The organism is Sphingobium xenophagum, assembly GCF_002288285.1.
GTDB classification, from domain to species: Bacteria; Pseudomonadota; Alphaproteobacteria; order Sphingomonadales; family Sphingomonadaceae; genus Sphingobium; species Sphingobium xenophagum.
Window position 1 is genome coordinate 2,333,435 of the sequence record NZ_CP022745.1, and the last position, 20,231, is coordinate 2,353,665.

Genomic DNA, 20,231 nt, shown 5'->3' on the forward strand with positions numbered 1-20,231 from the left:
CTGATGCGCCGATATCGGCTTATGATTGGGGGTGCGCGGGGGTGGCAGTAGTCGCGAAAGCCACCCCCGCTATGCCGCCGCCCTGCGAGAGGGGGAGCCGAACGGCGGCAATCTGCAATTCCGTTTCCCGGTCGATCGCGTCGGCCCAATTTTCGGCGACATCGACGTCCAGGCCATACATGTCGGCCAGTGTGGCCAGCATCGCGCGACCGACATTGGCATAGCGCGCGGCGAACTGGCGGCGGGTGATTTCCATGTCGACAAAGCTCACAGCATCGCTCTCCGCGTCTTTTTGCCGGTGGCGACGATCGTCACGACCCGCCGCTCGATCGGCGACGGCTCTTCCACGACGATCGCGCCATCCTTCACCAGGCGGCGCATGCGGTAGGACGCTGCCACCGCATCCTTCAGCCCGACAGCGCGCGCCAGCTCCGCATTGGTCGGGCAGGGCTCCCCGCGCCCGGCCGCGCGCGTCAGCTGGCGCAGGACCATGCGCGTGGTGCGCTTCGCATCGTCGGACGCTACCGTGAACCGGCCGCGCGGTACCGGCTTGCGCAGCTGCTGGCTCGGCCGCGGCTCGGGCAGGCGTTGCACGATATGGCGCAACCGCCCGTCCATCCGCTTGGATGTCATCGTGACCAGTCCCGCCGCATGCAGCTGCCGCACCGCCGCGCCGATCGCATCGCCGGGACGGGCGCCGGTCGAATAGACAACATCCTCGCCCGGCAGCGCCCGCGCGGCCCAATGGTCCAGCTGCTCCGGTTTCATCATTGCTTGCGCGCCTCCTGCCATGGTCATTCCGCCTCTGCGCGCAGCTGGGCCAGCAATTGGACAGCGAGCGCCACCAGCTGCTCGGCATCGCCGATCAGCGCATGCTTGCGGATATCCTGCTTGCAGACCTCGCCGTCGTCGGCGATCGCCGCGCAAATCTTCGTCGTGATTTCGGCGACTTCAGTTGACAGCAGCCCGACCTGCGTCAGCCAGTTGGCCGCTTCCGTGTCGATTTCGGGCAGATGGAACAGTTCGAAACCCTGCATCCGCGCAAGGGCGCGCGTGATGTGCGGCCATCCATCCTGCCCGGTAGCCATCTTCTCCAGCTCCGGCACCAGCCGCAGCGGAATGAATTCTGCCGCTTCCTCATTGCACCAGGCCATCAGCGTGGACCGGCTACGCCCCAGCATATGGCTGACATAGACCTGCTTGCCCGCTGCATGCACGGCATCGCCGGTGGCTTCGCTGATCGCGATGTCTGTTGGTTTCAGATTATCCGCCCCCCGCGCCATGTCAGAGCGCCTGCCCGACATTTTGGGCTGAAGTGTCGGATGACGCGGGGGCGGGGGTGGCGGTATCTCGCTCTCTCATGAAAGCACGAACCTTCATCACACTCTCTGGACGCAGACAGCGATCACCGCGAATATCGCGCATGAAATGCGGATCATTCATGGCAAGTCGGCCGAATGTGGTGGCCGAAACCTCATGACGGGCGAGAAAGGTCTCGATCTCATCGAGCAGGTCAGGGTGATAGCGGGACATGCGGACGTGACTAACGTAGGACACGTCCTACCGTCAAGCCCATTAAGTAGGACATCTCCTAATATAGCGCCGCGCAGAGTTCCGTGGGATAAATCCCACATGTCCGAAGCGTCCGAAACACCCCTTCAAACCTTCATTCGTAAGGCCATCGCCAACGCGCCTCGTGCACGCGATTTTTACGACAAGAGAATTCAGGAGGCGACTGGCACCTCAGGCAAACCGATCTACGATCTGCAACGCGGCAAAAGCACCGCCCCAAACGCCGCAACACTTGGTCATATCGCCAAAGCTTTGGGGCAGCCCCTGCACCTATTGGCAAGCGCTGCGAATGGCGAGCATGTCGAACCAATCCCGGCTAAGCTTCTTCCACCGGATGCGCCTGAAGGGCATGTCACGTCTGACCACCATCCCACAATAAAGGCGGATGATGGCTCGGTTGCATTGCGTCATCTCGATATGAGCCTGTCGATGGGGGACGGGTCGAACATAGACGACTATTTTGAGGAAGGGACGTTTGAGTTCGACGCCAACCTTCTCCGTACGATTAGTCGCGCCCCTGCTGATCGTTTGATTGTCGGCCATGGCGTTGGCGACAGCATGAACCCGACCTTGCATGATCGCGATCTAGTGATTTTCGACACGACCCAGACCATATTGAACACGACCGATAAAATCTGGGCAATCAGCCTGTTCGGCGCTGGAGGCATCAAACGCTTGCGCCCCATCGCGCGAGATAGGGTGCTAGTGATTTCGGATAATCCAGCTTTGGAAAATCAAGAGGTCAGCACCGAGGATTTGCGCATCATGGGAAGGGTCATTTGGTCCGCGCGGCGGCATTAAATGATCTGGAGAAGCGCCTTCATAAGAAGCATGCTCGCAATCACCATTTTGCTTGAAGCATGCGGCACCTCCTCGGGTGAAAGCGGGCAGGTAACGCCGACTGGCAATTCTCTCTCGGAAAATCGCCAAGAAGAAGAACGTTCGATTAGGGAATTGCAAAAAGCCAAGGAACAACTCAAAAGTGAAATTGAAGCACTAAAAACTGAGAGAAACAATTACGCGAAGTCTTCCGGAACGGTATCAGAGACCTCCCCGGCGCCACCGCAAAATATGTGCTATAAAGACTATTGCCCATGTGAGGGTGAGCAAGGCGGACCTGACATGACGCTATGCGATCAACTGGAGCAAGGGATTGCTGTTGATGTTCGCATGATGATTGCAGGTCGTTCAATGCGAGAGGTACGGCGCCAACTTGCTACTGGCGATTACTGATCCTCGTGCGGAAACTGTCACTCGCCGTCGTCGGCGCCGACCATCCCAACCGTAAGGGGCCAACCCGGCGTTTTGAAATCGCGATGTGCCTCCCGGGTGAACCTGTCCATTTGGTGCCTGAACCCCACAACCCCTCGGACCCGCGCGCTATCGCGGTCTACTCGGCACGAAATATTCAAATTGGCTATGTCCGGGCCGAACGCGCGCAGTTCATCGGCTCCATGCTCAATCGGGGCACCTTGTCTGCAATCTTCCAGTCACCGGCAAAATGGGGCGCGACTGTTCGCGTTCATTTGGACGGAACAGAAGCGGTGCTGCCTTTGCCATCTGATTCGCGAACGGCTGACTGGCCGCCACCAGGCTCAGAGGATGCGGAGTGGTGGCCCGATTTTGAACCTGGGTGGGATTGATAGGACTGGCCCTACTTTCCGATTGACAATGTAGGATTGGTCCTACTATCCATCTCCCGTCACCAACGGGAGGCCATTATGCTTCAAGTCGAAACTCCATTCCCCTTTCCCGGTAGCATCGCCTTGTTTCTGGGACTGCGCTGGCGCGTACACCAGCATGTCGGCAACCAGGCGGTCATCACCCGCGAAGGCATCGCCGCCAGCCTGACCCGCCGCGCGCCGATCGACGATCTGGTCGATCCGACCGAGGCCGACGCCAACGCGCTCATTGCCCTGACCGACGTTAGCGAAGCGACTGCGCGCATCGCGCTTTATACCGCCGCCCTGCTGCGCGACACGAATGAGGTCGCCCTGCACGATCTGGGCGGGCGGCTTCATACCGCCGCACAGGAAGGCCGCATTCCCCGCTACCAGGACAACAGCCATCTCGTCCGCATCATGCGCCGCCTTGGCTGGCGCAAGCAGGGCTGGACGGGGGAGGAGGGCATGACCCGCTCTCCCCTCTACCGTCGCGTCGCTACCCAGGACGTCCCCAATACGGCCAGCGCCGCGCAGGCCGCCTGACCATGACGCCAGAACCGCCCGCCGCGCCCAGATTCCATCCGGCAGCCCCGTTCATCATCGGACTGGCCTCGGCGATCCTCTGGACCTTCCTTTTTCCTTTGCTGGCATGGCTGTTGCCGATGGCCGACGACCTGATCGACTGGATTTTCCATTGAGCGACGGAACCCACATCGAATGGACCGATGCGACCGTGAACGCCATCAACGGCTGCACCGTCCTCTCTCCCGGCTGCATCAACTGCTATGCCATGCGCCTTGCCGGCACCCGCCTGCGCGACCATCCGTCCCGCAAGGGGCTGACCAGCGACAGCAAGGCGGGGCCGGTCTGGAACGGCACCGTTCGCCTGAACGAAAGCGCGCTGCTTCAGCCGCTCCGCTGGAAACGCCCGCGCCGGATCTTCTGGAACGCCCATGGCGACATCTTTCACCCGGCGGTTCCCGACGAGTGGATCGATCGCTGCTTTGCCGTCATGGCGCTGACCCCGCACCATATCCATCAGGTGCTGACCAAGCGCGCGGGCAGGATGCGGGCATATTTCACGACACCACTGAACAGCCTGTTCAATACCCGGTTGAGCCTAATGCAGGATGCTGCTTACCGGATCATGGCGACTTTTAGCGGCGCATGGAACGAAGCGCGTGCCATGCAGGCGCGTGATGCCGTGACGGCGGCGCTGAAATGGACCGACGACCGCACGAATGTCGGCTTCCATAATGTCTGGCTCGGCGTGTCGGTCGAGGATCAAAAGCGCGCGCTGGAACGCATCCCGGATCTACTGGCCACGCCGGCTGCTGTCCGCTGGCTGTCCTGCGAACCGCTGCTGGGGCCCATCTACCTGACGGACATAGCTGATGGCGGATCGACTGTACTTGACCCGGAATGCTGGGGCGATTGCGATTGCAGCGGCCTGTTCGGCCCAGACCCCGGTTGCCGCCGTCTGGGCGGCGACGGTACGCTGACACGCAAAATAGATTGGGTCGTGGTCGGCGGCGAAAGCGGCCCCGGCGCGCGGCCGATGCACCCGGATTGGGCGCGCGATCTGCGCGACCAGTGCGCCGCTGCCGATGTGCCCTTCTTCTTCAAGCAATGGGGTGACTGGACGCCGGGCGAGAACGTGAAGCGACAGTCCGGTTGGGTGAACGGCGCGCACTGGTTCGATAACAGATGGCTATATGAGGAGCAGAATCTATCTGCAACAGACGGTCACGTTGATGACGAGCCTGACGTTTACCGCATCGGCAAGCGCGCCGCTGGTCGCCTGCTCGACGGCGTGCGCCATGACGGGATGCCGGGATGAACGCCGACCCCGCCCTGCTGTTCGCCACCGCGCGCGACGAACGCGCCCGCCGCAAGGCGGCGTGGAAGGCAGCGGGGCAGGGGCTGTCCGATCGGGCGGCATGGGACGACGCCGTCTGGTCGAACATAGAACAGCGCACCGGACTCGCGGCGGCTGACCCGGCCTGCCGCCAGCGCCAGCCGCAGTCCTGGCACCCCCCTGCCATGATCATGATGGCGCGCAGCGCATGGGCGACCGCGGTCAAGGCAGAAACCAGCCTGGACGCTACCGACCCCGCCAATGTCGCCAAGATCACGGCCCTCTGGACCCTCTTTCGCTGGCTGAAGCCCGCAGGCTGGTCCCCTTATTTCGAGGCAAAGGCATGAACGCCCCGGCCCGCATCACGAAGGCGTCCGACCCGGCGATGATTGCTTTTGCGCAAGCCCTTGCGCGTGCGCACGTTGCAAGAGACATTGCCGCCCTCCGTGCCGCGCGCCAGCAACCGGCCGCGCGCGGTCCGAATGGAGAAAATGATGCGGACGGTCATCTACGCCCGGTTCAGCAAGGAAAGCCAGAACCCCAGGTCCACCGCTGACCAGATCAGCCTGTGCCGCAAGCGGGCGGAGCAGGAAGGCTGGACGATCGTCGGCACGTTCGAGGATGCCGCCATATCCGGCGCGGCGGGTATCGGCGAAGATCAGCGCCCCGGCCTTAATGCGATGATGCGCATGGTCGAAGGGGGCGGCGTCGACCAGGTACTGGCCGAATCGACCGACCGCATCGCCCGCCATGTCGCCGACGCCCACAATCTGCGCGAACGCATGGAATTTGCCGGCGCGCGTCTCTTCACTCTCTTTGACGGCACCGTGACGCCCATGGTCAGCCTGGTCAAAGGCTTCATGGATGCGCAGTTCCGCACCGATCTGGCCCAGCGCGTCAGGCGCGGGCAGATCGGCACGGTCCAGCAGGGCAGGGCGTCGGGCGGCATCCCCTACGGCTATGTCCAGGCCAACAGGCTGGACGAAAAGGGCGGACTGGTGCGCGGCCTGCGCGATATCGATCCTGAAAAGGCGCAGATCGTCCAGCGGATCTTCACTGAATATGCCGGCGGCAAAAGCCCCTTCGCGATCGTCAGCGACCTCAACCGCGACGGCATCCCCGGCCCGCGCGGCAAGCTGTGGTACAGCACCTCGCTCCATGGGGAAAAGAACCACAAGCGCGGCATTCTGCGCAATGAAATTTATATCGGCGTCCTGACCTATGGCCGCAGCCGCCAGGTGGTCAATCCGCAGACCCGCCGGCGCCTGATGCGCTACAATGGGGAAGAGGAAGTCATGCGCGTGCCGGTGCCCGCCATGCGCATCATCGACGACGATCTCTGGCACCGGGTCCAGGCGATGCTGGAGGAAAAAAGCACGACTCAGCCGCATCGCGCGCGCCGGCCCAAACATATCCTGTCGCAACTGGCGACCTGTGGCGTCTGCGGCGCTGATTTCGTGCGGACGACGGGCTTTCACTGGGGATGCAGCGTCAGGCGCTATGGCGGGGCATGCGACAATAACCGGCTCATCCGCACGGACGATTTTGAACGGCGCGTCCTGGCCGATCTGAAAACGGGCATGCTCGCCCCGGACGTCGTCAGCGCCTATGTGCGCGAATACCATCGCGACTTCGCCCGCGCCTCCGCCGATCTCGGCCGCGATCGCGCCAGGATCGAGCGCAAGCTGGAGGAAACCGAAAGGCGGAAGGAACGGCTGCTGAAGGCGTTCGCCGATGGCGGCAGCGAATTCGAAGAGATACGCGACATGCTGACCAGCGCGCGAAAGACCGTCGATCAGCTGAGCCGCGAACTGGCGAACATGGACGCGGTGCCAACCGTGCTGACCCTCCACCCGCATATGGAGGAAGTCTATCGCCGCCAGGTCGAGGATCTAGAACAGGCCCTGGCAGCGCCCGAAGCGAAGCTGGAGGCCATCCCCCGCCTGCGCGCCATGATCGCCCGCATCATCGTAAGCCCGAACCCGGAAAAGAAGCGCGGCGTCATTGTGGAAGTGGTCCGCCAGATGGACGAAATCCTCGCCATGGCAACCCGAACGGACAAGGCCGCACAATTACGCTAATGCCCGATGAGTTTCTGCGAACTCGTCGCAATAGTGATTGGCGATGGCGCGGGAGAGCCAGTTGCCTTGGCCCGGCAGCGGCAGCATGGGCAATTGCACCAGTTGGAACCTGTCGATCATCACGTCGAACAGACGAATCTCATCGGCATGGACGACATCCTCTGCATCGTGGAGCACTATCGCCTTGTAACGGAATCCTTCGCGCGTCTCTTCGTCCAGCATCGCCTGCCATAGAAGATTGAGGCAATCGGCCTTGGTCGTGGGACCGGGATGGGGGGTGATGCCCAGCAGGATGCGCGGATCGCCCTGCGCAACGGCGGCGATGGCGTCGATCGTCGCGGGGTCGTTGGGATAGGCGCCGACGAAAATGCGATAATCCGCATCGCCCCAGCGCCCCAACGCATGGCGCAGCATCGGGCCGATCACGTCCGCTTCGCGCCAGGCGGGAACGAAAATGGCGATACGGCCGGGATTGGGCGATGGTGGCAGGGTTGCCGTCGTCATACGGTCATGGCGACCATATATGAACAGATCGCGCCATGCCTTGCGCGCCAGGAACAGCAGGTCGATCAGAAAATCGTCCACACCGCCGATGGCCAGTCCAACGGCGGCAAATAGCAGGATTTCATGATGAAGGAGCGCAAGGCCAGCGACCAAAATGTCCCCCAAAGCCTTGACCCCCATGCCTCGACAGGGGAGAGGATGGCATTGGTGTCAGCCGCTTCCAAGTCTTTTGCGCAAATTGCGCAAAAGGGAGGCAAAAAAACAGGAAGATCGAAAGAATGACAAAGCCACGCCCATCAGTATTACGCGAATTCCTTGCCAGTCAGGCGGGCAGCGCTGTGTTGCTGATGATCGCGGCGACGCTGGCCATGGTTCTGGCCAATCTGCCGGGTGGCGGCGGTCATCTCTATCACGACCTGATTCATGCGCAGCTTGGACCGGAACTGACCCCGAAGCTGGGGCCGATGACCTTTCATCTGTGGATCAACGATGGGCTGATGGCGATTTTCTTCCTGCTCGTCGGACTGGAGATCAAGCGGGAGTTTCTGGATGGCGGGCTGTCGACATGGGAGCGGCGGCGGCTGCCGATCATCGCCGCCGTTGCGGGCATGGTCGTGCCAGCGCTCGTCTATCTCTTGGTAACAGGTGGACAGCCGGAACTGGCCAATGGCTGGGCGATCCCTGCCGCGACCGACATTGCCTTTGCGATCGGCGTGCTGGCGCTGCTGGGTAATCGCGCGCCCGCCTCTCTCAAGCTGTTCCTGACGGCGGTGGCGATCGTTGATGATATGGGCGCGGTGGCGATTATCGCGCTGATCTATACGCAGGGTCTCGATATGGCCGCGCTTGCCGGGGCGGCTGCGGTGCTGGTTGTGATGTTCGGGTTGAACCGGGCAGGGGTGAAGTCGCTGATCCCCTATCTCATCGGGTTCGTGCTGTTGTGGTATTTGATGCTGCTGTCGGGCGTTCATGCGACGGTCGCTGGCGTCCTGGCCGCCATGACGGTCCCGATCCGCTGCACGCCGGGCGCGCCCGATGCGGAGGACAGCCCGCTGCACAAGCTGGAACATGGCGTGCATCCCTGGAGCGCCTATCTGATCGTACCGCTGTTCGGCTTTGCCAATGCCGGGCTGGCGTTGAACGCGCAGGTGTTCAGCGCGTTGCTGGACCCCTTGCCGATGGGCGTGGCGCTGGGCCTGTTTCTGGGCAAGCAGCTCGGCATATTTGGCAGCGTCTGGGCCGCGGCGCGACTGGGCATAGCGGAACGGCCGAACGGCGCGAACTGGGCGCAGATCTATGGCATGGCGATGCTGTGCGGGATTGGCTTTACCATGAGCCTGTTCATCGGCGCGCTTGCCTTCCCCGGATCGGCGCTGCTGGTCGAAGAGGCCAAGGGCGGCATCTTGATGGGGTCGATCGCCTCGGCTCTTGGTGGCTATGCCCTGTTGCGTTGGGCTGCGCCATCGCTGCGCTAGGTCGGTTCGCCAAGCCGATGTTCCTGTGCTATACCCATACTCGCTGCATGGCTGCGCGCGTCGCGCCATGCCGCCAATAATCGACCAATTCTTCTAGTCGCGATACCGGAGGAGGGCGAATATGAGTATGGAGACGGACATCAATTATCTGCTGCACCGTCAGCAGATCTCGCTGATCAAGGCGCAGGCCAGCCCGTCACGCGAAGGACGCATCGCCTATGAAGATATGGCGCAGCGCTACATCGAACAGGTCGATGCCTATCGGCAGGAAAATGAAAGGCTGATCGTCCGCGCCCATTGATGGTGCGGACGTCAGCGACGCTCCAGCAATCGCTCGATCGCGAGATGATGAGTCGCGTCGTCGCCACATTCCTTTTCCAGCACTGCCTTGATCCGCTGCAATTCGGCTTCGGTCAGATGTTCGATGCCGATAAAATCGTTGCGCGCATTGTCCACGGCGCGGATCAATTCGTCCAGCTTCGCCTGGATCGCTGATCCGTCCCGATTTTGCGCGTTCTGGATCAGGAACACCATCAGGAATGTGACGATGGTGGTGCCGGTGTTGATGACCAGTTGCCAAGTGTCGGAATAATTGAAGATCGGACCCGTGGCGACCCAGACCAGCACGACGGCGCTCGCCAGAATGAAGGCCAATGGTTGTCCGGCCCAGCTGGCGACCCGGTGCGACAGGGCGGCGAAAAATCTGTCCATCATGCTCTATTCCTTGGCGCGCCGCGCGGCGTGCATTTATGCTGCGTTCAGGCGCTAGTTGCCATGAAGCGCGCATGACAGCCATCGCTTTTCGCGCGCTTGCCTGCGCTCTCACCGCATCCCTGCTGGCGTCCTGTGCCACTGTTTCGCCCGAATCACGTCTGCGTGCCGGGCTGGTGGAAGCCGGATTGTCGCCCCGGATGGCGGGCTGCATGGCCGAACGCATGGTCGACCGGCTCAGCCTGACGCAGTTGCGCCGGCTCCAGTCGCTCGCATCGCTCCGCAAGTCTCACATGGGCGAAATGAGCGTGGATCGGTTCCTCTATAAGGTACGCGCGCTGGAGGATCCGGAGATTTTTCTGGTCACTAGCAAGGCAGCGATCAACTGCGCCCTCTAGGCGTTATTTTGCAATAATCCGCGCTGACGCTTCGCAAAGGTTTTGCAATTTTGCAAAGTCGTTTTGCGAAATCACTCTGGCCCTGCAATCCTGTCTGTGCTTTAGCCGTCGCCATCACGGTTCGATGGAAAAGGACGGCACGCTCCATGAATATTCATGAATATCAGGCGAAGGAACTGCTCGCGAAATATGGCGCGCCGATCGCCGCCGGTTATGCCGCTTTCTCGGTCGAGGAAGCTGTCGAGGCCGCCAAGAAGCTGCCCGGACCGCTTTATGTCGTAAAGTCGCAGATCCATGCCGGTGGCCGCGGCAAGGGCAAGTTCAAGGAACTGCCCGCCGAAGCCAAGGGCGGCGTTCGCCTCGCCTTCAATCTGGATGAGGTCAAGGCGCACTCGGCCGACATGCTGGGCAACACGCTGGTGACGATCCAGACCGGCGACGCGGGCAAGCAGGTCAACCGCCTCTACATCACCGACGGCGCCGACATCGACAAGGAATTCTACCTTGCCCTGCTGGTCGATCGCGCCAGCAGCAGGATCGCGTTCGTCGTATCGACCGAAGGCGGCATGGATATTGAGGAAGTCGCCCATTCGACCCCTGAAAAAATCCACAGCTTCTCCGTCGATCCGGCGACCGGCTTCATGCCGCATCATGGCCGTTCGGTGGCTGCCGCGCTGGGCCTGACCGGTGATCTGGCCAAGCAGGCGTCCAAGGTTGCAGGCTCGCTCTATGCCGCCTTCCTGGACACCGATGCCGAGCAGATCGAAGTCAATCCGCTGGCGCTGACCAAGCAGGGCAACCTGCTGGTGCTCGATGCCAAGGTCGGTTTCGATGGTAACGCCATGTTCCGTCACAAGGACATCGCCGAATTGCGCGACCTGACCGAGGAAGATGCGGCCGAAGTCGAAGCATCCGAATATGACCTCGCCTATATCAAGCTGGACGGCAATATCGGCTGCATGGTCAACGGCGCTGGCCTGGCGATGGCGACGATGGACATCATCAAGCTGAACGGCGAATTCCCCGCCAACTTCCTGGACGTCGGCGGTGGCGCTTCGAAGGAAAAGGTAACCGCAGCGTTCAAGATCATTCTGAAGGACCCGGCGGTCAAGGGTATCCTGGTCAACATTTTCGGCGGCATCATGAAGTGCGACATCATCGCCGATGGTATCGTGGCTGCAGCCAAGGAAGTTGACCTGTCGGTCCCACTGGTGGTTCGCCTGGAAGGCACCAATGTGCAGCAGGGCAAGGACATTCTCGCGGCTTCGGGCCTGGCCATCGTCCCGGCGGACGATCTGGGCGACGCAGCACGCAAGATCGTCGCAGAAGTGAGGAAGGCAGCCTGAGGCCGCTTTTCACCTGAACTGACACCATTTGGGTGCGGGTAGTCCGGTTTCGGGCTGCCCGCGCCCGTGTTGGCATTTATAATGGAGGATGTTGAAATGAAGATCCTTGTCCCCGTGAAGCGGGTGATCGACTATAACGTAAAACCGCGCGTCAAGGCGGACGGGACGGGTGTTGATCTGGCGAACGTCAAGATGAGCATGAACCCGTTTGACGAGATCGCGGTCGAAGAAGCCATCCGTCTGAAGGAAAAGGGCGTGGCGACCGAGGTGATCGCGGTGTCGATCGGCGTTGCCAAGGCGCAGGAAACGCTGCGCACGTCGCTCGCCATGGGCGCCGACCGGGCGATCCTGATCCAGACCGATGACGAGGTCGAGCCGCTGGGCGTGGCCAAGCTGCTCGCCAAGGTGCAGGAAGAGGAAGGCGCTGGCCTGATCATCCTGGGCAAGCAGGCGATCGACGATGACAGCAACCAGACCGGCCAGATGCTGGCGGCGCTGCTGAACCTGCCGCAGGGCACTTTTGCATCGAAGGTAGAGGTTGAAGGCGACAGCGTGTCGGTAACCCGCGAAGTCGATGGTGGGCTGGAGACGGTCAAGCTGTCCACCCCCGCGATCGTCACCACCGACCTGCGTCTGAACGAGCCGCGCTATGCGTCGCTGCCCAACATCATGAAGGCGAAGAGCAAGCCGCTCGCGCAGAAAACACCGGCCGATTATGGCGTCGACATCGGCGCACGGCTGGAAACGCTCAAGGTCGTCGAACCGCCCAAGCGCACCGCGGGCGTCAAGGTCGCCGATGTCGATGAACTGGTTGCCAAGCTCAAGGCTATGGGAGTTGCCGCATGAAAACGCTCGTTTGGGTCGAACATGACGGCGGTGCCGTCAAGGATGCCACGCTTTCCGCCGTCACGGCAGCGGCAAAGCTGGGCGAAGTGCATTTGCTGGTCGCTGGCGAAGGCGTCAGCGCGGTTGCCGAGGAGGCCGCGAAGATTGCGGGCGTTGGCAAGGTTCATGTCGCTGATGACGCGGCCTTTGGCCATGCACTCCCCGAAAATATCGCGCCGCTGATCGTGGAACTGATGGGGCATCATGATGCCTTCGTTGCGCCCGCCACCAGCAATGGCAAGAATATCGCGCCGCGCGTTGCCGCTCTGCTCGACGTCATGCAGATCAGCGACATATTGTCGGTCGAGAGCGAAGACACGTTCACCCGGCCAATCTATGCGGGCAACGCGATCGCGACGGTCAAGTCGAAGGACGCCAAGAAGGTGATAACCGTGCGTGGCACGGCGTTCGACAAGGCGTCGCGGGATGGCGGATCGGGAACGGTGGAAGCCGTGAGCTCGACTGGCGACAAGGGCATGTCGTCCTTCGTGGGTGCGGAAATCGCCAAGCTGGAGCGTCCTGAACTGACCAGCGCCAAGATCATCGTGTCGGGTGGCCGCGCGCTCAAGGATGGGCCGACGTTCGAGGAAGTTATCTTCCCGCTGGCGGACAAGCTGGGCGCGGCTGTCGGCGCGTCGCGCGCGGCGGTCGATGCAGGCTATGTGCCCAACGACTATCAGGTCGGGCAGACCGGCAAGATCGTCGCCCCGGAAGTCTATGTCGCGGTCGGCATTTCCGGAGCGATCCAGCATCTGGCCGGCATGAAGGACAGCAAGACCATCATCGCGATCAATAAGGATGAAGACGCGCCGATCTTCCAGGTGGCCGACATCGGCCTGGTCGGTGATCTCTTTAAGGTGGTGCCGGAACTGACCGGCAAGCTGTAATCGGGCAAACGCCAATGAAAAAAAAGGGCGCGGGTGGAAAATCCCGCGCCCTTTTTGATGTTATTCGCAGCTTACGTCGTTCCGATCGATGGCCCGTCCGGCAAGGGCGCCTGCGCCGCCGCCAAGGATCGTGCCGAGCGTCTTGGAACCGCCCGGAGCAATGACATTGCCCAACACGCCGCCGGCAATCGCACCGACTATCGTGCCGGTCGTGCCGTCGTCGCGCTTGCAATAATAGCGGCCATCGCGATCACGGTAAATCTGTTCGTCATCGCGGATCGGACGGCGCTGGTAACGGGGCGGACCGCGGCGATCGCCGGGGCGGTCATAACCATAGCCTCGGTTTCCGCCACCATCCGATACGCATGCGCCCAGCGGCAGCATCGCGACCATGGCTATGGCCAGGAGGGGTTTGCGCATCACGACACCAGCGGACTGGTGTTGTGGTTCACCTGCGTCACCGGCTTGCTGTCGGCGACGCGCTGGTCGGACAGGTCGGCCTTGGCCTGATTGTAGCGGGCGACGAGATCGTCGCGGAACTGGTCAAGCTTGCCGTCGTCATACAGCTTCTTGCCGACATAGCCGGCGATAGCGCCGAAAATCAGGGTGCGGATCATGGAGTGGCTCCTTTGTTGGTGTCCAAGATGTCGGCCGATCAACGGGCGGCGACGCCATGGGTTCCGGCGGTGCGGGCAACAAAGAGAGCGGGAAAGTTACTCGGCCTCGTCGGACAGCCGTTCGGCGCGAGCGTCGGCAGCGGCGGCTTCCCGGCGGGCGCGGGCCGTGTCGGTCAGATCCTGACGTTTGGCCATTGCCAGCCAGGCGGCTTCGGCGCGAAGGCAGCGGTCGCGGACATTGCTGAGCGTCGCGGCGTCAGCATCGGAGCGGGCTTGCGCGGCGAGGCTATGATAGTCGGTAACGGCCATTTGGCTCTCCTTGATGTCAAAGGATGAATGGGCCGGGCGCGAAGGAAGACCCCCGCGCCCGATCCGGGCCGTCTGAATTATTCAGCGTGGGCGATGTTCACCGCAGCCATCTTGCCGCGCTTGTCCTGCTCCAGGTCATAGGACACGCGGTCCTTTTCACGCAGGGTAGCCAGGCCAGCGCGCTCGACGGCGCTGATGTGAACGAATGCGTCTGCGCCGCCATTGTCGGGGGCGATGAAGCCATAGCCCTTGTCGGCGTTGAAGAATTTGACGACGCCAGTGATGCTGCTCATGTGGTATTCCTTCTTTCTGTGCGGCGAACCCCGTGTGGACGCGCCGGGTTGCTAAGGGGCAGGGAAAGAAGGAAGTAGGTGCCGCAAAGCGCCGAAGACCGTCGATTTGCGACTGTAGCAGCGCCCATGTAGGGCAGGCGACGGCAAATAGCAAATCACGCAACGATCCGCGGCCTTCCGCGCAACCCGATTCACCCGATCGGTCATCCGGCTTGACCGGCACGTCCTCCCGGCAATCGCGACAATTGATGCAGCGACGCTGCAACTGGGCGCTCGCGAATAATAAATGTTTGGAAAATGGTAGCGGAGGAGGGACTTGAACCCCCGACACGCGGATTATGATTCCGCTGCTCTAACCAGCTGAGCTACTCCGCCCCATGGGGCCGCGCGGGGCGTGTGGCCCTGCGGTGAGGCGGCGCTATACGCAGCAGGGACGGGTCGGTCAACGGGGGTAATGCGGGTAGAACGCAACTTATTTGCGACGCACGCTCCAGCCTGGCGGCAGCGTCGCGGGATAAGCCGCGATCGTGCCCGAATCGATCGCGCCGACGGCTTCGTTCACCAGCGGGCCAAGCTGGCTCATGTCGGGATTATGGCCCGCGCCCGGCATGGTCAGCAAGGTAGCGGGGGTGCCCGCGGCATCGAACAGCGCGTCGGCCTGGCTCAATTCCACCCGGTCGTCGGCAGTGCCCAGCATCATCACCAGCGGTGCATGGATCTTGGTCGCGGCATCCAGATTGTTCCATTTGTCTGGCAGCAGCAGGCCGACTGCGCCCGGTGCCGATTCCGCCAGCTTGTCGAAGGTCGACAGGGTGACCACACCCGTTACCGGCGCTGTCGCCCCGACATGCAGCGCCACCGCGCCGCCCAGCGAATGGCCGACCAGAAAGACATGGGCGTCCGTTCCGACAAGTTGCCGCGCCCGCGCGACGAAAGCGCGGCCATCGGCCACCAGTCCTGCCTGTGTCGGGCTGCCCGGATTGCCGCCAAAGCCGCGATAGGACACGACGATGACATGATCGCCATGCCCGGTCAGATGTTCGGCATAGCGCGCGGCGACCCCCTGGTTCGATCCGCGCCCGTGGAAGAAGAGGATGACGTCATGATCGCCGGGATCACCCGGCCAATAATAGCCGGTCAGTGACAAACCGTCCTCGGTCCGTACCGGCAAAGGCTGGGGCGGCGCCTTGGTCCATTGGGCGACGCTGATGGGCGTGGCGTCGGCCTTGTATATCTGTTCGCGTATGCCCGAAGCGCAGGACGCCAGCATCAATGCCGCCGCGACCAGCCATGTTTTTCTGCCCTGCATCATCATTCCCATGCCGTTTGGAGGCGGGAATAGCGTAATGGCGGGCGTCTGCGCGATTTTTCTGTTGCAATCTTTTTTGCGCCACGTCCTAATGTTGCAACGCACAACCAGCCATATTGGCTGAGGGAGGATCGACAACTTGCCCTTCCATGAAATGTTTGAGCCTGATGGTTCGATACGCCCCTGCTACGCTGAAGTGCAGAAATGGGTGGAGCGAACGGGCATTTCCGGGCTTAACCGTCGACTGGACGAGGCAGAGGCGATCTTCCGCCGCATCGGCATCACCTTCGCCGTCTATGGGGAGGGGGGCGATCCTGAACGACTGATCCCCTTCGACCTGCTGCCGCGCATCTTTACCGCGCAGGAATGGCGTGTGCTGGACAAGGGCATTCGCCAGCGCGCCCGTGCGCTCAACGCCTTCCTGCACGACGTCTATCATCGCGGGGAGATTGTGAAGGCCGGCATCATGCCTGCCGACATCATCTACCAGAACAGCGCCTATCTGGCCGAAATGGCCGACTTTTCGCCCCCCGGCAAAGTCTATAGCCATATCGTGGGCATCGACATCGTTCGCACCGGGCCGGGCAGTTTCGAAGTGCTGGAGGATAATTGCCGCACCCCGTCGGGCGTGTCCTACATGCTTGAAAATCGCGACATCATGACGCGCATGTTCCCTGAACTGTTCGCGCAGGGAATTGTCGCGCCGGTCGACGACTATCCCGCCGAGCTGTTGAAGAGCCTGAAAGAAGTCGCGCCACCCGCCTGCACCGGCGATCCGGTCGTCGTCGTGCTGACGCCTGGATCGCTTAACAGCGCCTATTATGAGCATAGTTTCCTCGCCGACCTGATGGGCGTCGAACTGGTCGAGCCGGCGGACCTGTTCGTCGATGAAGGCCGGGTGTGGATGAAAACCACGCTGGGACCGAAGGCCGTCGACGTCATCTATCGCCGTATCGACGACGAATATCTCGACCCGCTGGTGTTCCGCCCGGACAGCCTGCTGGGCGTGCCGGGCATTTTCAACGTCTATCGCAATGGCGGCGTGACGCTGGCTTCGGCACCCGGATCGGGCATCGCCGATGACAAGGCGGTCTATATCTACGTGCCCGAAATGATCCGCTTCTATCTGGGCGAGGTGCCGATCCTGGACAATATCCAGACCTGGCAATGCAGCAAGCCGGACGAATGCGCCTATGTGCTGGAAAATCTGCACGATCTGGTGGCCAAGGAAGTTCATGGATCGGGCGGGTACGGCATGTTGATCGGGCCGAAATCGTCGAAAGACGAAGTGGAGGCCTATGCCGCGCGCATCCGCGCCGATCCGGGAAAGTTCATTGCGCAACCGACGCTGGACCTGTCCACCGTCCCCACGCTCGGCCCCGCCAGCGTCGTGGGTCGCCACGCCGATTTCCGTCCCTATTGCCTGGTCGGCAAGCAATTGCGGCTGGTGCCGGGCGGCCTGACCCGCGTTGCGCTGACCGAAGGATCGCTGGTTGTCAATTCCAGCCAGGGCGGCGGCGTGAAGGACACATGGGTCATGCAGGATTGATGATGGCTCGTCACACACACCTACATCCGTTCGGGCTGAGCTTGTCGAAGCCCTGCACGTCTCTTGAAGAAAGAACAGCCGCCTTCGGCGAAGCTCAGGACAGGCTTCGACAGGCTCAGGGCGAATGGGGAAGGGGGTATCCCACATGCTGAGCCGGACCGCCGAAAATCTCTACTGGATGGCGCGCTATATGGAGCGGGCCGAAGCCACCGCCCGGCTGCTGACCATGGGGCAGCGCATGGCGATATTGCCCGGCGCGCATCATCGCGACGAATGGCGTTCCGTCGTGCGCGCGACTGGCAGCGGCCACCAGTTTCCCGAAGGGGTGCAGGTGACGGAAAGCGATGTCGTCTCCTTCCTGATGCTGGACCTCGACAATCCCAGCTCGATCCGCTCCTGCCTGCTCAAAGCCCGGTCCAACGCCAAATCGGCGCGCACCATGCTAACGCAAGATATGTGGGAAGCGCTCAACGACGGCTGGCGTAAGCTCGACAGCTATGATGTGTCCGAAGCGCGGCAGCAACTTCCGGCCCTTATCGACTGGGTCAAGACCCGCGTCATGACCTTTCGCGGCGCTACCCATTCGGGCCAGCTGCGCAATGAAGGCCATGATTTCCTGCGCTGCGGTTCCGCGCTGGAACGGGCGCAGATGACGCTACGGTTGCTTGACGTCAAATATTATGTCCTGCTGCCGGAAACCGAAGTCATCGGCGGCAATCGCGACCATTATCAATGGACATCGGTGCTGCATGCACTGTCAGGCAGCCGTGCCTATCATCATGTCTATGGCGGCACTTATACGCCCTGGCAGATCACCGATTTCCTGATGCTCAACCGCATGTTTCCGCGCAGCGTAGCCTATTGCTACGACCAGCTGGCCTATCGCCTGCACCGGCTGGAAGGGTGGCACGGCACGCGCAACCCCTGCCATGAAACGGTGCAGCAGATGGTGACTGCGCTCGAACAGCTCGACAGTGGGGAAATCTTCCGCTTCGGCCTGCATGAAACGGTGCAGCATGGCCTGCAAATGACCAACCAACTGGGCATGGAAATCGCCCAGGCCTATCATTTCGGCTAGAAGGGGGAAGGGGGGCCTTTCATGAAATTGCTTGTCCGCCACCAGACCGTCTATCGCTATGACGCATCGGCCGGGCGCGTGGCGATGCGGCTGAAGCTGATGCCGGTCGATACCCCGGCGCAGACCGTGCTGGATTGGCAGGTCAGCGTGAATGGCGATGTGCTGACGGATTTTCGCCCCAACAGCTATGGCGAGATGGAAACGATCTGGATTCGCCATGATCGGCAGGACAATGCCGTCATCGTCGCCGAAGGGCTGGTCGAAACCCGCGAGACTCATGGCGTCGTCGGTGCGCCGGTCAGCCGGGTCAATCCGCGCTATTTCCTGCGCGAAACGCCGCTCACCCGCGCGTCGGACGGTATCGCCGCCATGGCCCGCGCCACGCCAGAAGGCGACGGCCCGCTCGCCCGGCTGCACGCGCTGTCCGCCGCCGTTATCGATGCGGTAGGCTATCGCGCGGGCGTCACGACATCGGCCACCACCGCCGCGCAGGCCTTTGCGCTGGGGGCAGGGGTGTGTCAGGACCATGCCCAGATTTTCATTGCCGGGGCGCGATCGCTCGGCATCCCGGCGCGCTATGTGTCGGGCTATCTGCTGGCGGGTGACGGCAGCGAATTGCATGAAACCCATGGCTGGGCCGAAGCATTGGTGCCCGAACTGGGCTGGGTAGGCTTCGATCCGTCCAACCGCGTCTGCGTGACCGAACGCTATCTGCGCGTCGCCAGCGGGCTGGACGCGGATGAGGCCGCGCCGATCCGGGGCACGATCACGGTTGCGGGCGATATCTCGATTGACGCGGACGTCCGTATCGCGCAGGCGGTTGATGGCGTCGAGGAACGGCAGTTGCAGCGGCAACAGCAGCAGTCTATCCCGCCGTCCAACGCGCAGCTTTGATTCAGCTTTCGGGGACGGGGACGAATGACCTATTGTGTGGCGGTGCGGGTTGACCAGGGGCTGGTCATGCTGTCCGACACCCGCACCAATGCGGGCATGGACAATATCGCCCGCTTTCGTAAGAGCTTCACCTATCTGGTCGAGGGCGAACGGGCGATCACCCTGCTTTGTTCAGGTAACCTGTCGATCACGCAGGGGGTGAAGGCCACGCTCAGCAAGGCGATCAAGGACGCCAAGCTCGACCCCGACATCGAAACCATCCTCAATTGCAGCACCATGCACCGCGTCGCGCAGATCGTGGGCGATGCGATGCGCGCCATGCAGACGCGATACCGCGAAAGCATCGAAATGGGCGGTTCGGGCGCCAGCGCCTCAATCATGATCGCGGGCCAGCGCCGGGGCGGCAAGCCGCGACTTTACCTCGTCTACAGCGCGGGCAATTTCATCGAAGCGACCGAGGACACGCCTTTCTTCCAGATCGGCGAGCATAAATATGGCAAGCCGATTCTGGACCGCATCATCACGCGCGACACCACGCTGGAAGACGCGACGAAGGCGGTGCTGGTGTCGATGGATTCGACCCTGCGCTCCAACCTGTCCGTCGGCATGCCGCTCGACCTGACGGTCATCCCGACCGACAGGTTCGACTTCCGCGTCCGCACCCGCATCGAAGCCGACAATGAAGAATTCGCCATGATCTCCCAGGGCTGGAGCGCCGCGCTGCGCAAGGGCTTCGAGGATTTGCCCAACGTATTGGATTGAGCAGGGCCGGAGGGGGAGGCGACGCGGCCCCGTTTGCGC

At 62.1% G+C, this 20,231-nt stretch carries 28 protein-coding genes, 1 tRNA gene and 1 pseudogene; 18 read left to right on the forward strand and 12 right to left on the reverse strand.

Going from position 1 to position 20,231, the window contains the following annotated elements:
* Positions 1 to 19 precede the first annotated feature (19 nt).
* The 4 genes from CJD35_RS11540 to CJD35_RS11555 are packed head-to-tail and all read right to left on the reverse strand — an operon-like array spanning position 20 to position 1,533.
* Positions 20 to 271, reverse strand: coding sequence for a hypothetical protein (locus CJD35_RS11540; RefSeq protein ID WP_095687070.1), 252 nt, complete (start codon positions 269 to 271; stop codon positions 20 to 22).
* Entirely contained in the window at positions 268 to 771 is a 504-nt protein-coding gene (locus tag CJD35_RS11545) for a winged helix-turn-helix domain-containing protein (protein WP_157742310.1), read from the reverse strand. The genes CJD35_RS11540 and CJD35_RS11545 overlap by 4 nt, the downstream gene beginning before the upstream one ends.
* Positions 772 to 794: 23 nt before the next feature.
* Positions 795 to 1,283, reverse strand: coding sequence for a hypothetical protein (locus CJD35_RS11550; protein WP_095687072.1), 489 nt, complete (start codon positions 1,281 to 1,283; stop codon positions 795 to 797).
* Between the two features lies 1 nt (position 1,284).
* Positions 1,285 to 1,533 (reverse strand): hypothetical protein, encoded by a 249-nt coding sequence (locus CJD35_RS11555; RefSeq protein WP_095687073.1) that lies wholly within the window; start codon positions 1,531 to 1,533, stop codon positions 1,285 to 1,287.
* Positions 1,534 to 1,632: 99 nt separating this feature from the next.
* Here CJD35_RS11555 and CJD35_RS11560 point away from each other — a divergent pair, with 99 nt between their 5' ends.
* The 8 genes from CJD35_RS11560 (at position 1,633) to CJD35_RS11585 (ending at position 7,175) form a co-directional block, all read left to right on the forward strand.
* Positions 1,633 to 2,373: a S24 family peptidase gene (locus CJD35_RS11560; RefSeq protein ID WP_095687074.1), complete on the forward strand. Its 741-nt coding sequence runs from the start codon at positions 1,633 to 1,635 to the stop codon at positions 2,371 to 2,373.
* A gap of 30 nt (positions 2,374 to 2,403) precedes the next feature.
* A complete protein-coding gene (locus CJD35_RS22415; protein WP_157742311.1) occupies positions 2,404 to 2,805 on the forward strand; it encodes a hypothetical protein in 402 nt (133 codons plus the stop codon).
* A gap of 113 nt (positions 2,806 to 2,918) precedes the next feature.
* Positions 2,919 to 3,215, forward strand: coding sequence for an HIRAN domain-containing protein (locus CJD35_RS11565; protein WP_244917249.1), 297 nt, complete (start codon positions 2,919 to 2,921; stop codon positions 3,213 to 3,215).
* A 78-nt stretch (positions 3,216 to 3,293) separates the two neighbouring features.
* Entirely contained in the window at positions 3,294 to 3,779 is a 486-nt protein-coding gene (locus CJD35_RS11570) for a hypothetical protein (protein WP_095687076.1), read from the forward strand.
* A gap of 2 nt (positions 3,780 to 3,781) precedes the next feature.
* The gene (locus CJD35_RS22420) at positions 3,782 to 3,934 is read left to right on the forward strand and encodes a hypothetical protein (RefSeq protein ID WP_157742312.1); all 153 of its coding nucleotides are present in this window, start codon (positions 3,782 to 3,784) and stop codon (positions 3,932 to 3,934) included.
* Positions 3,931 to 5,076: a phage Gp37/Gp68 family protein gene (locus CJD35_RS11575; RefSeq protein WP_095687077.1), complete on the forward strand. Its 1,146-nt coding sequence runs from the start codon at positions 3,931 to 3,933 to the stop codon at positions 5,074 to 5,076. The genes CJD35_RS22420 and CJD35_RS11575 overlap by 4 nt, the downstream gene beginning before the upstream one ends.
* Complete coding sequence (locus tag CJD35_RS11580; protein WP_095687078.1) at positions 5,073 to 5,441, forward strand: hypothetical protein; 369 nt, start codon at positions 5,073 to 5,075, stop codon at positions 5,439 to 5,441. Before CJD35_RS11575 ends, CJD35_RS11580 begins: the two co-directional genes overlap by 4 nt.
* A 144-nt stretch (positions 5,442 to 5,585) precedes the next feature.
* A complete protein-coding gene (locus CJD35_RS11585) occupies positions 5,586 to 7,175 on the forward strand; it encodes a recombinase family protein (protein ID WP_244917185.1) in 1,590 nt (529 codons plus the stop codon).
* 6 nt (positions 7,176 to 7,181) lie between these two features.
* Here CJD35_RS11585 and CJD35_RS11590 read toward each other — a convergent pair.
* Positions 7,182 to 7,859 (reverse strand): annotated as a pseudogene (locus CJD35_RS11590) (glycosyltransferase); the annotation flags it as partial.
* A gap of 98 nt (positions 7,860 to 7,957) precedes the next feature.
* On the opposite strand from CJD35_RS11590, the gene nhaA reads away from it, so the two are divergent.
* The gene (gene nhaA / locus CJD35_RS11595) at positions 7,958 to 9,154 is read left to right on the forward strand and encodes a Na+/H+ antiporter NhaA (RefSeq protein WP_095687079.1); all 1,197 of its coding nucleotides are present in this window, start codon (positions 7,958 to 7,960) and stop codon (positions 9,152 to 9,154) included.
* A gap of 121 nt (positions 9,155 to 9,275) precedes the next feature.
* Complete coding sequence (locus tag CJD35_RS22425) at positions 9,276 to 9,455, forward strand: hypothetical protein (protein ID WP_140159554.1); 180 nt, start codon at positions 9,276 to 9,278, stop codon at positions 9,453 to 9,455.
* Positions 9,456 to 9,466: 11 nt separating this feature from the next.
* Here CJD35_RS22425 and CJD35_RS11600 read toward each other — a convergent pair whose 3' ends face one another.
* Positions 9,467 to 9,865 carry a low affinity iron permease family protein gene (locus tag CJD35_RS11600; RefSeq protein WP_026002083.1) on the reverse strand — a complete coding sequence of 133 codons (399 nt, stop codon included), beginning with the start codon at positions 9,863 to 9,865 and terminating at the stop codon, positions 9,467 to 9,469.
* A 74-nt stretch (positions 9,866 to 9,939) separates the two neighbouring features.
* Between CJD35_RS11600 and CJD35_RS11605 the strand changes: the two genes are divergently transcribed.
* From CJD35_RS11605 to CJD35_RS11620, 4 genes are all read left to right on the forward strand, one after another.
* A complete protein-coding gene (locus CJD35_RS11605) occupies positions 9,940 to 10,263 on the forward strand; it encodes a hypothetical protein (RefSeq protein ID WP_017181340.1) in 324 nt (107 codons plus the stop codon).
* A gap of 146 nt (positions 10,264 to 10,409) precedes the next feature.
* On the forward strand, positions 10,410 to 11,609 hold the full coding sequence (sucC, locus tag CJD35_RS11610) for an ADP-forming succinate--CoA ligase subunit beta (protein ID WP_017181339.1): 1,200 nt from the start codon (positions 10,410 to 10,412) through the stop codon (positions 11,607 to 11,609).
* Positions 11,610 to 11,705: 96 nt separating this feature from the next.
* Entirely contained in the window at positions 11,706 to 12,455 is a 750-nt protein-coding gene (locus CJD35_RS11615) for an electron transfer flavoprotein subunit beta/FixA family protein (RefSeq protein ID WP_026002082.1), read from the forward strand.
* A complete protein-coding gene (locus CJD35_RS11620; protein WP_017181337.1) occupies positions 12,452 to 13,381 on the forward strand; it encodes an electron transfer flavoprotein subunit alpha/FixB family protein in 930 nt (309 codons plus the stop codon). The genes CJD35_RS11615 and CJD35_RS11620 overlap by 4 nt, the downstream gene beginning before the upstream one ends.
* A gap of 60 nt (positions 13,382 to 13,441) precedes the next feature.
* Here the strand turns inward: CJD35_RS11620 and CJD35_RS11625 are convergent, their stop codons facing one another.
* The 6 genes from CJD35_RS11625 to CJD35_RS11650 form a co-directional block, all read right to left on the reverse strand.
* Positions 13,442 to 13,801 (reverse strand): glycine zipper 2TM domain-containing protein, encoded by a 360-nt coding sequence (locus tag CJD35_RS11625; RefSeq protein ID WP_017181336.1) that lies wholly within the window; start codon positions 13,799 to 13,801, stop codon positions 13,442 to 13,444.
* On the reverse strand, positions 13,801 to 13,998 hold the full coding sequence (locus CJD35_RS11630; RefSeq protein ID WP_017181335.1) for a hypothetical protein: 198 nt from the start codon (positions 13,996 to 13,998) through the stop codon (positions 13,801 to 13,803). Before CJD35_RS11630 ends, CJD35_RS11625 begins: the two co-directional genes overlap by 1 nt.
* 96 nt (positions 13,999 to 14,094) lie before the next feature.
* Positions 14,095 to 14,307 (reverse strand): hypothetical protein, encoded by a 213-nt coding sequence (locus CJD35_RS11635; protein ID WP_017181334.1) that lies wholly within the window; start codon positions 14,305 to 14,307, stop codon positions 14,095 to 14,097.
* 77 nt (positions 14,308 to 14,384) lie between these two features.
* Positions 14,385 to 14,600 carry a cold-shock protein gene (locus CJD35_RS11640; protein WP_006948571.1) on the reverse strand — a complete coding sequence of 72 codons (216 nt, stop codon included), beginning with the start codon at positions 14,598 to 14,600 and terminating at the stop codon, positions 14,385 to 14,387.
* Positions 14,601 to 14,898: 298 nt separating this feature from the next.
* Positions 14,899 to 14,975 (reverse strand) — tRNA-Met (locus CJD35_RS11645).
* 97 nt (positions 14,976 to 15,072) lie between these two features.
* Positions 15,073 to 15,909: an alpha/beta hydrolase gene (locus tag CJD35_RS11650; RefSeq protein ID WP_241763572.1), complete on the reverse strand. Its 837-nt coding sequence runs from the start codon at positions 15,907 to 15,909 to the stop codon at positions 15,073 to 15,075.
* Between the two features lie 139 nt (positions 15,910 to 16,048).
* Here CJD35_RS11650 and CJD35_RS11655 point away from each other — a divergent pair, with 139 nt between their 5' ends.
* The 4 genes from CJD35_RS11655 to CJD35_RS11670 all read left to right on the forward strand — a co-directional run bounded on the left by CJD35_RS11655 (position 16,049) and on the right by CJD35_RS11670 (position 20,192).
* Positions 16,049 to 17,458, forward strand: a complete 1,410-nt coding sequence (locus tag CJD35_RS11655) for a circularly permuted type 2 ATP-grasp protein (protein WP_026002081.1) — start codon at positions 16,049 to 16,051, stop codon at positions 17,456 to 17,458.
* A 145-nt stretch (positions 17,459 to 17,603) separates the two neighbouring features.
* The gene (locus CJD35_RS11660) at positions 17,604 to 18,536 is read left to right on the forward strand and encodes an alpha-E domain-containing protein (protein WP_017181331.1); all 933 of its coding nucleotides are present in this window, start codon (positions 17,604 to 17,606) and stop codon (positions 18,534 to 18,536) included.
* A gap of 21 nt (positions 18,537 to 18,557) precedes the next feature.
* A complete protein-coding gene (locus CJD35_RS11665; protein WP_017181330.1) occupies positions 18,558 to 19,430 on the forward strand; it encodes a transglutaminase family protein in 873 nt (290 codons plus the stop codon).
* Between the two features lie 24 nt (positions 19,431 to 19,454).
* Entirely contained in the window at positions 19,455 to 20,192 is a 738-nt protein-coding gene (locus tag CJD35_RS11670; protein WP_017181329.1) for a proteasome-type protease, read from the forward strand.
* Positions 20,193 to 20,231: the final 39 nt, after the last annotated feature.

Excerpts from the sequence above, each read along its gene's own strand:
- CJD35_RS11640 (WP_006948571.1), bottom strand. The coding sequence starts at position 14,600 with ATGAGCAGCATCACTGGCGTCGTCAAATTCTTCAACGCCGACAAGGGC.
- CJD35_RS11625 (WP_017181336.1), bottom strand. The coding sequence starts at position 13,801 with ATGCGCAAACCCCTCCTGGCCATAGCCATGGTCGCGATGCTGCCGCTG.
- CJD35_RS11580 (WP_095687078.1), top strand. The coding sequence starts at position 5,073 with ATGAACGCCGACCCCGCCCTGCTGTTCGCCACCGCGCGCGACGAACGC.
- CJD35_RS11605 (WP_017181340.1), top strand. The coding sequence starts at position 9,940 with ATGACAGCCATCGCTTTTCGCGCGCTTGCCTGCGCTCTCACCGCATCC.
- CJD35_RS11615 (WP_026002082.1), top strand. The coding sequence starts at position 11,706 with ATGAAGATCCTTGTCCCCGTGAAGCGGGTGATCGACTATAACGTAAAA.
- nhaA (WP_095687079.1), top strand. The coding sequence starts at position 7,958 with ATGACAAAGCCACGCCCATCAGTATTACGCGAATTCCTTGCCAGTCAG.
- CJD35_RS11670 (WP_017181329.1), top strand. The coding sequence starts at position 19,455 with ATGACCTATTGTGTGGCGGTGCGGGTTGACCAGGGGCTGGTCATGCTG.
- CJD35_RS11550 (WP_095687072.1), bottom strand. The coding sequence starts at position 1,283 with ATGGCGCGGGGGGCGGATAATCTGAAACCAACAGACATCGCGATCAGC.
- CJD35_RS11660 (WP_017181331.1), top strand. The coding sequence starts at position 17,604 with ATGCTGAGCCGGACCGCCGAAAATCTCTACTGGATGGCGCGCTATATG.
- CJD35_RS11560 (WP_095687074.1), top strand. The coding sequence starts at position 1,633 with ATGTCCGAAGCGTCCGAAACACCCCTTCAAACCTTCATTCGTAAGGCC.
- CJD35_RS11665 (WP_017181330.1), top strand. The coding sequence starts at position 18,558 with ATGAAATTGCTTGTCCGCCACCAGACCGTCTATCGCTATGACGCATCG.
- CJD35_RS11650 (WP_241763572.1), bottom strand. The coding sequence starts at position 15,909 with ATGCAGGGCAGAAAAACATGGCTGGTCGCGGCGGCATTGATGCTGGCG.
- sucC (WP_017181339.1), top strand. The coding sequence starts at position 10,410 with ATGAATATTCATGAATATCAGGCGAAGGAACTGCTCGCGAAATATGGC.
- CJD35_RS22420 (WP_157742312.1), top strand. The coding sequence starts at position 3,782 with ATGACGCCAGAACCGCCCGCCGCGCCCAGATTCCATCCGGCAGCCCCG.
- CJD35_RS22415 (WP_157742311.1), top strand. The coding sequence starts at position 2,404 with ATGCTCGCAATCACCATTTTGCTTGAAGCATGCGGCACCTCCTCGGGT.
- CJD35_RS11620 (WP_017181337.1), top strand. The coding sequence starts at position 12,452 with ATGAAAACGCTCGTTTGGGTCGAACATGACGGCGGTGCCGTCAAGGAT.
- CJD35_RS11545 (WP_157742310.1), bottom strand. The coding sequence starts at position 771 with ATGATGAAACCGGAGCAGCTGGACCATTGGGCCGCGCGGGCGCTGCCG.
- CJD35_RS11630 (WP_017181335.1), bottom strand. The coding sequence starts at position 13,998 with ATGATCCGCACCCTGATTTTCGGCGCTATCGCCGGCTATGTCGGCAAG.
- CJD35_RS11635 (WP_017181334.1), bottom strand. The coding sequence starts at position 14,307 with ATGGCCGTTACCGACTATCATAGCCTCGCCGCGCAAGCCCGCTCCGAT.
- CJD35_RS22425 (WP_140159554.1), top strand. The coding sequence starts at position 9,276 with ATGAGTATGGAGACGGACATCAATTATCTGCTGCACCGTCAGCAGATC.
- CJD35_RS11600 (WP_026002083.1), bottom strand. The coding sequence starts at position 9,865 with ATGGACAGATTTTTCGCCGCCCTGTCGCACCGGGTCGCCAGCTGGGCC.
- CJD35_RS11555 (WP_095687073.1), bottom strand. The coding sequence starts at position 1,533 with ATGTCCCGCTATCACCCTGACCTGCTCGATGAGATCGAGACCTTTCTC.
- CJD35_RS11570 (WP_095687076.1), top strand. The coding sequence starts at position 3,294 with ATGCTTCAAGTCGAAACTCCATTCCCCTTTCCCGGTAGCATCGCCTTG.
- CJD35_RS11585 (WP_244917185.1), top strand. The coding sequence starts at position 5,586 with ATGATGCGGACGGTCATCTACGCCCGGTTCAGCAAGGAAAGCCAGAAC.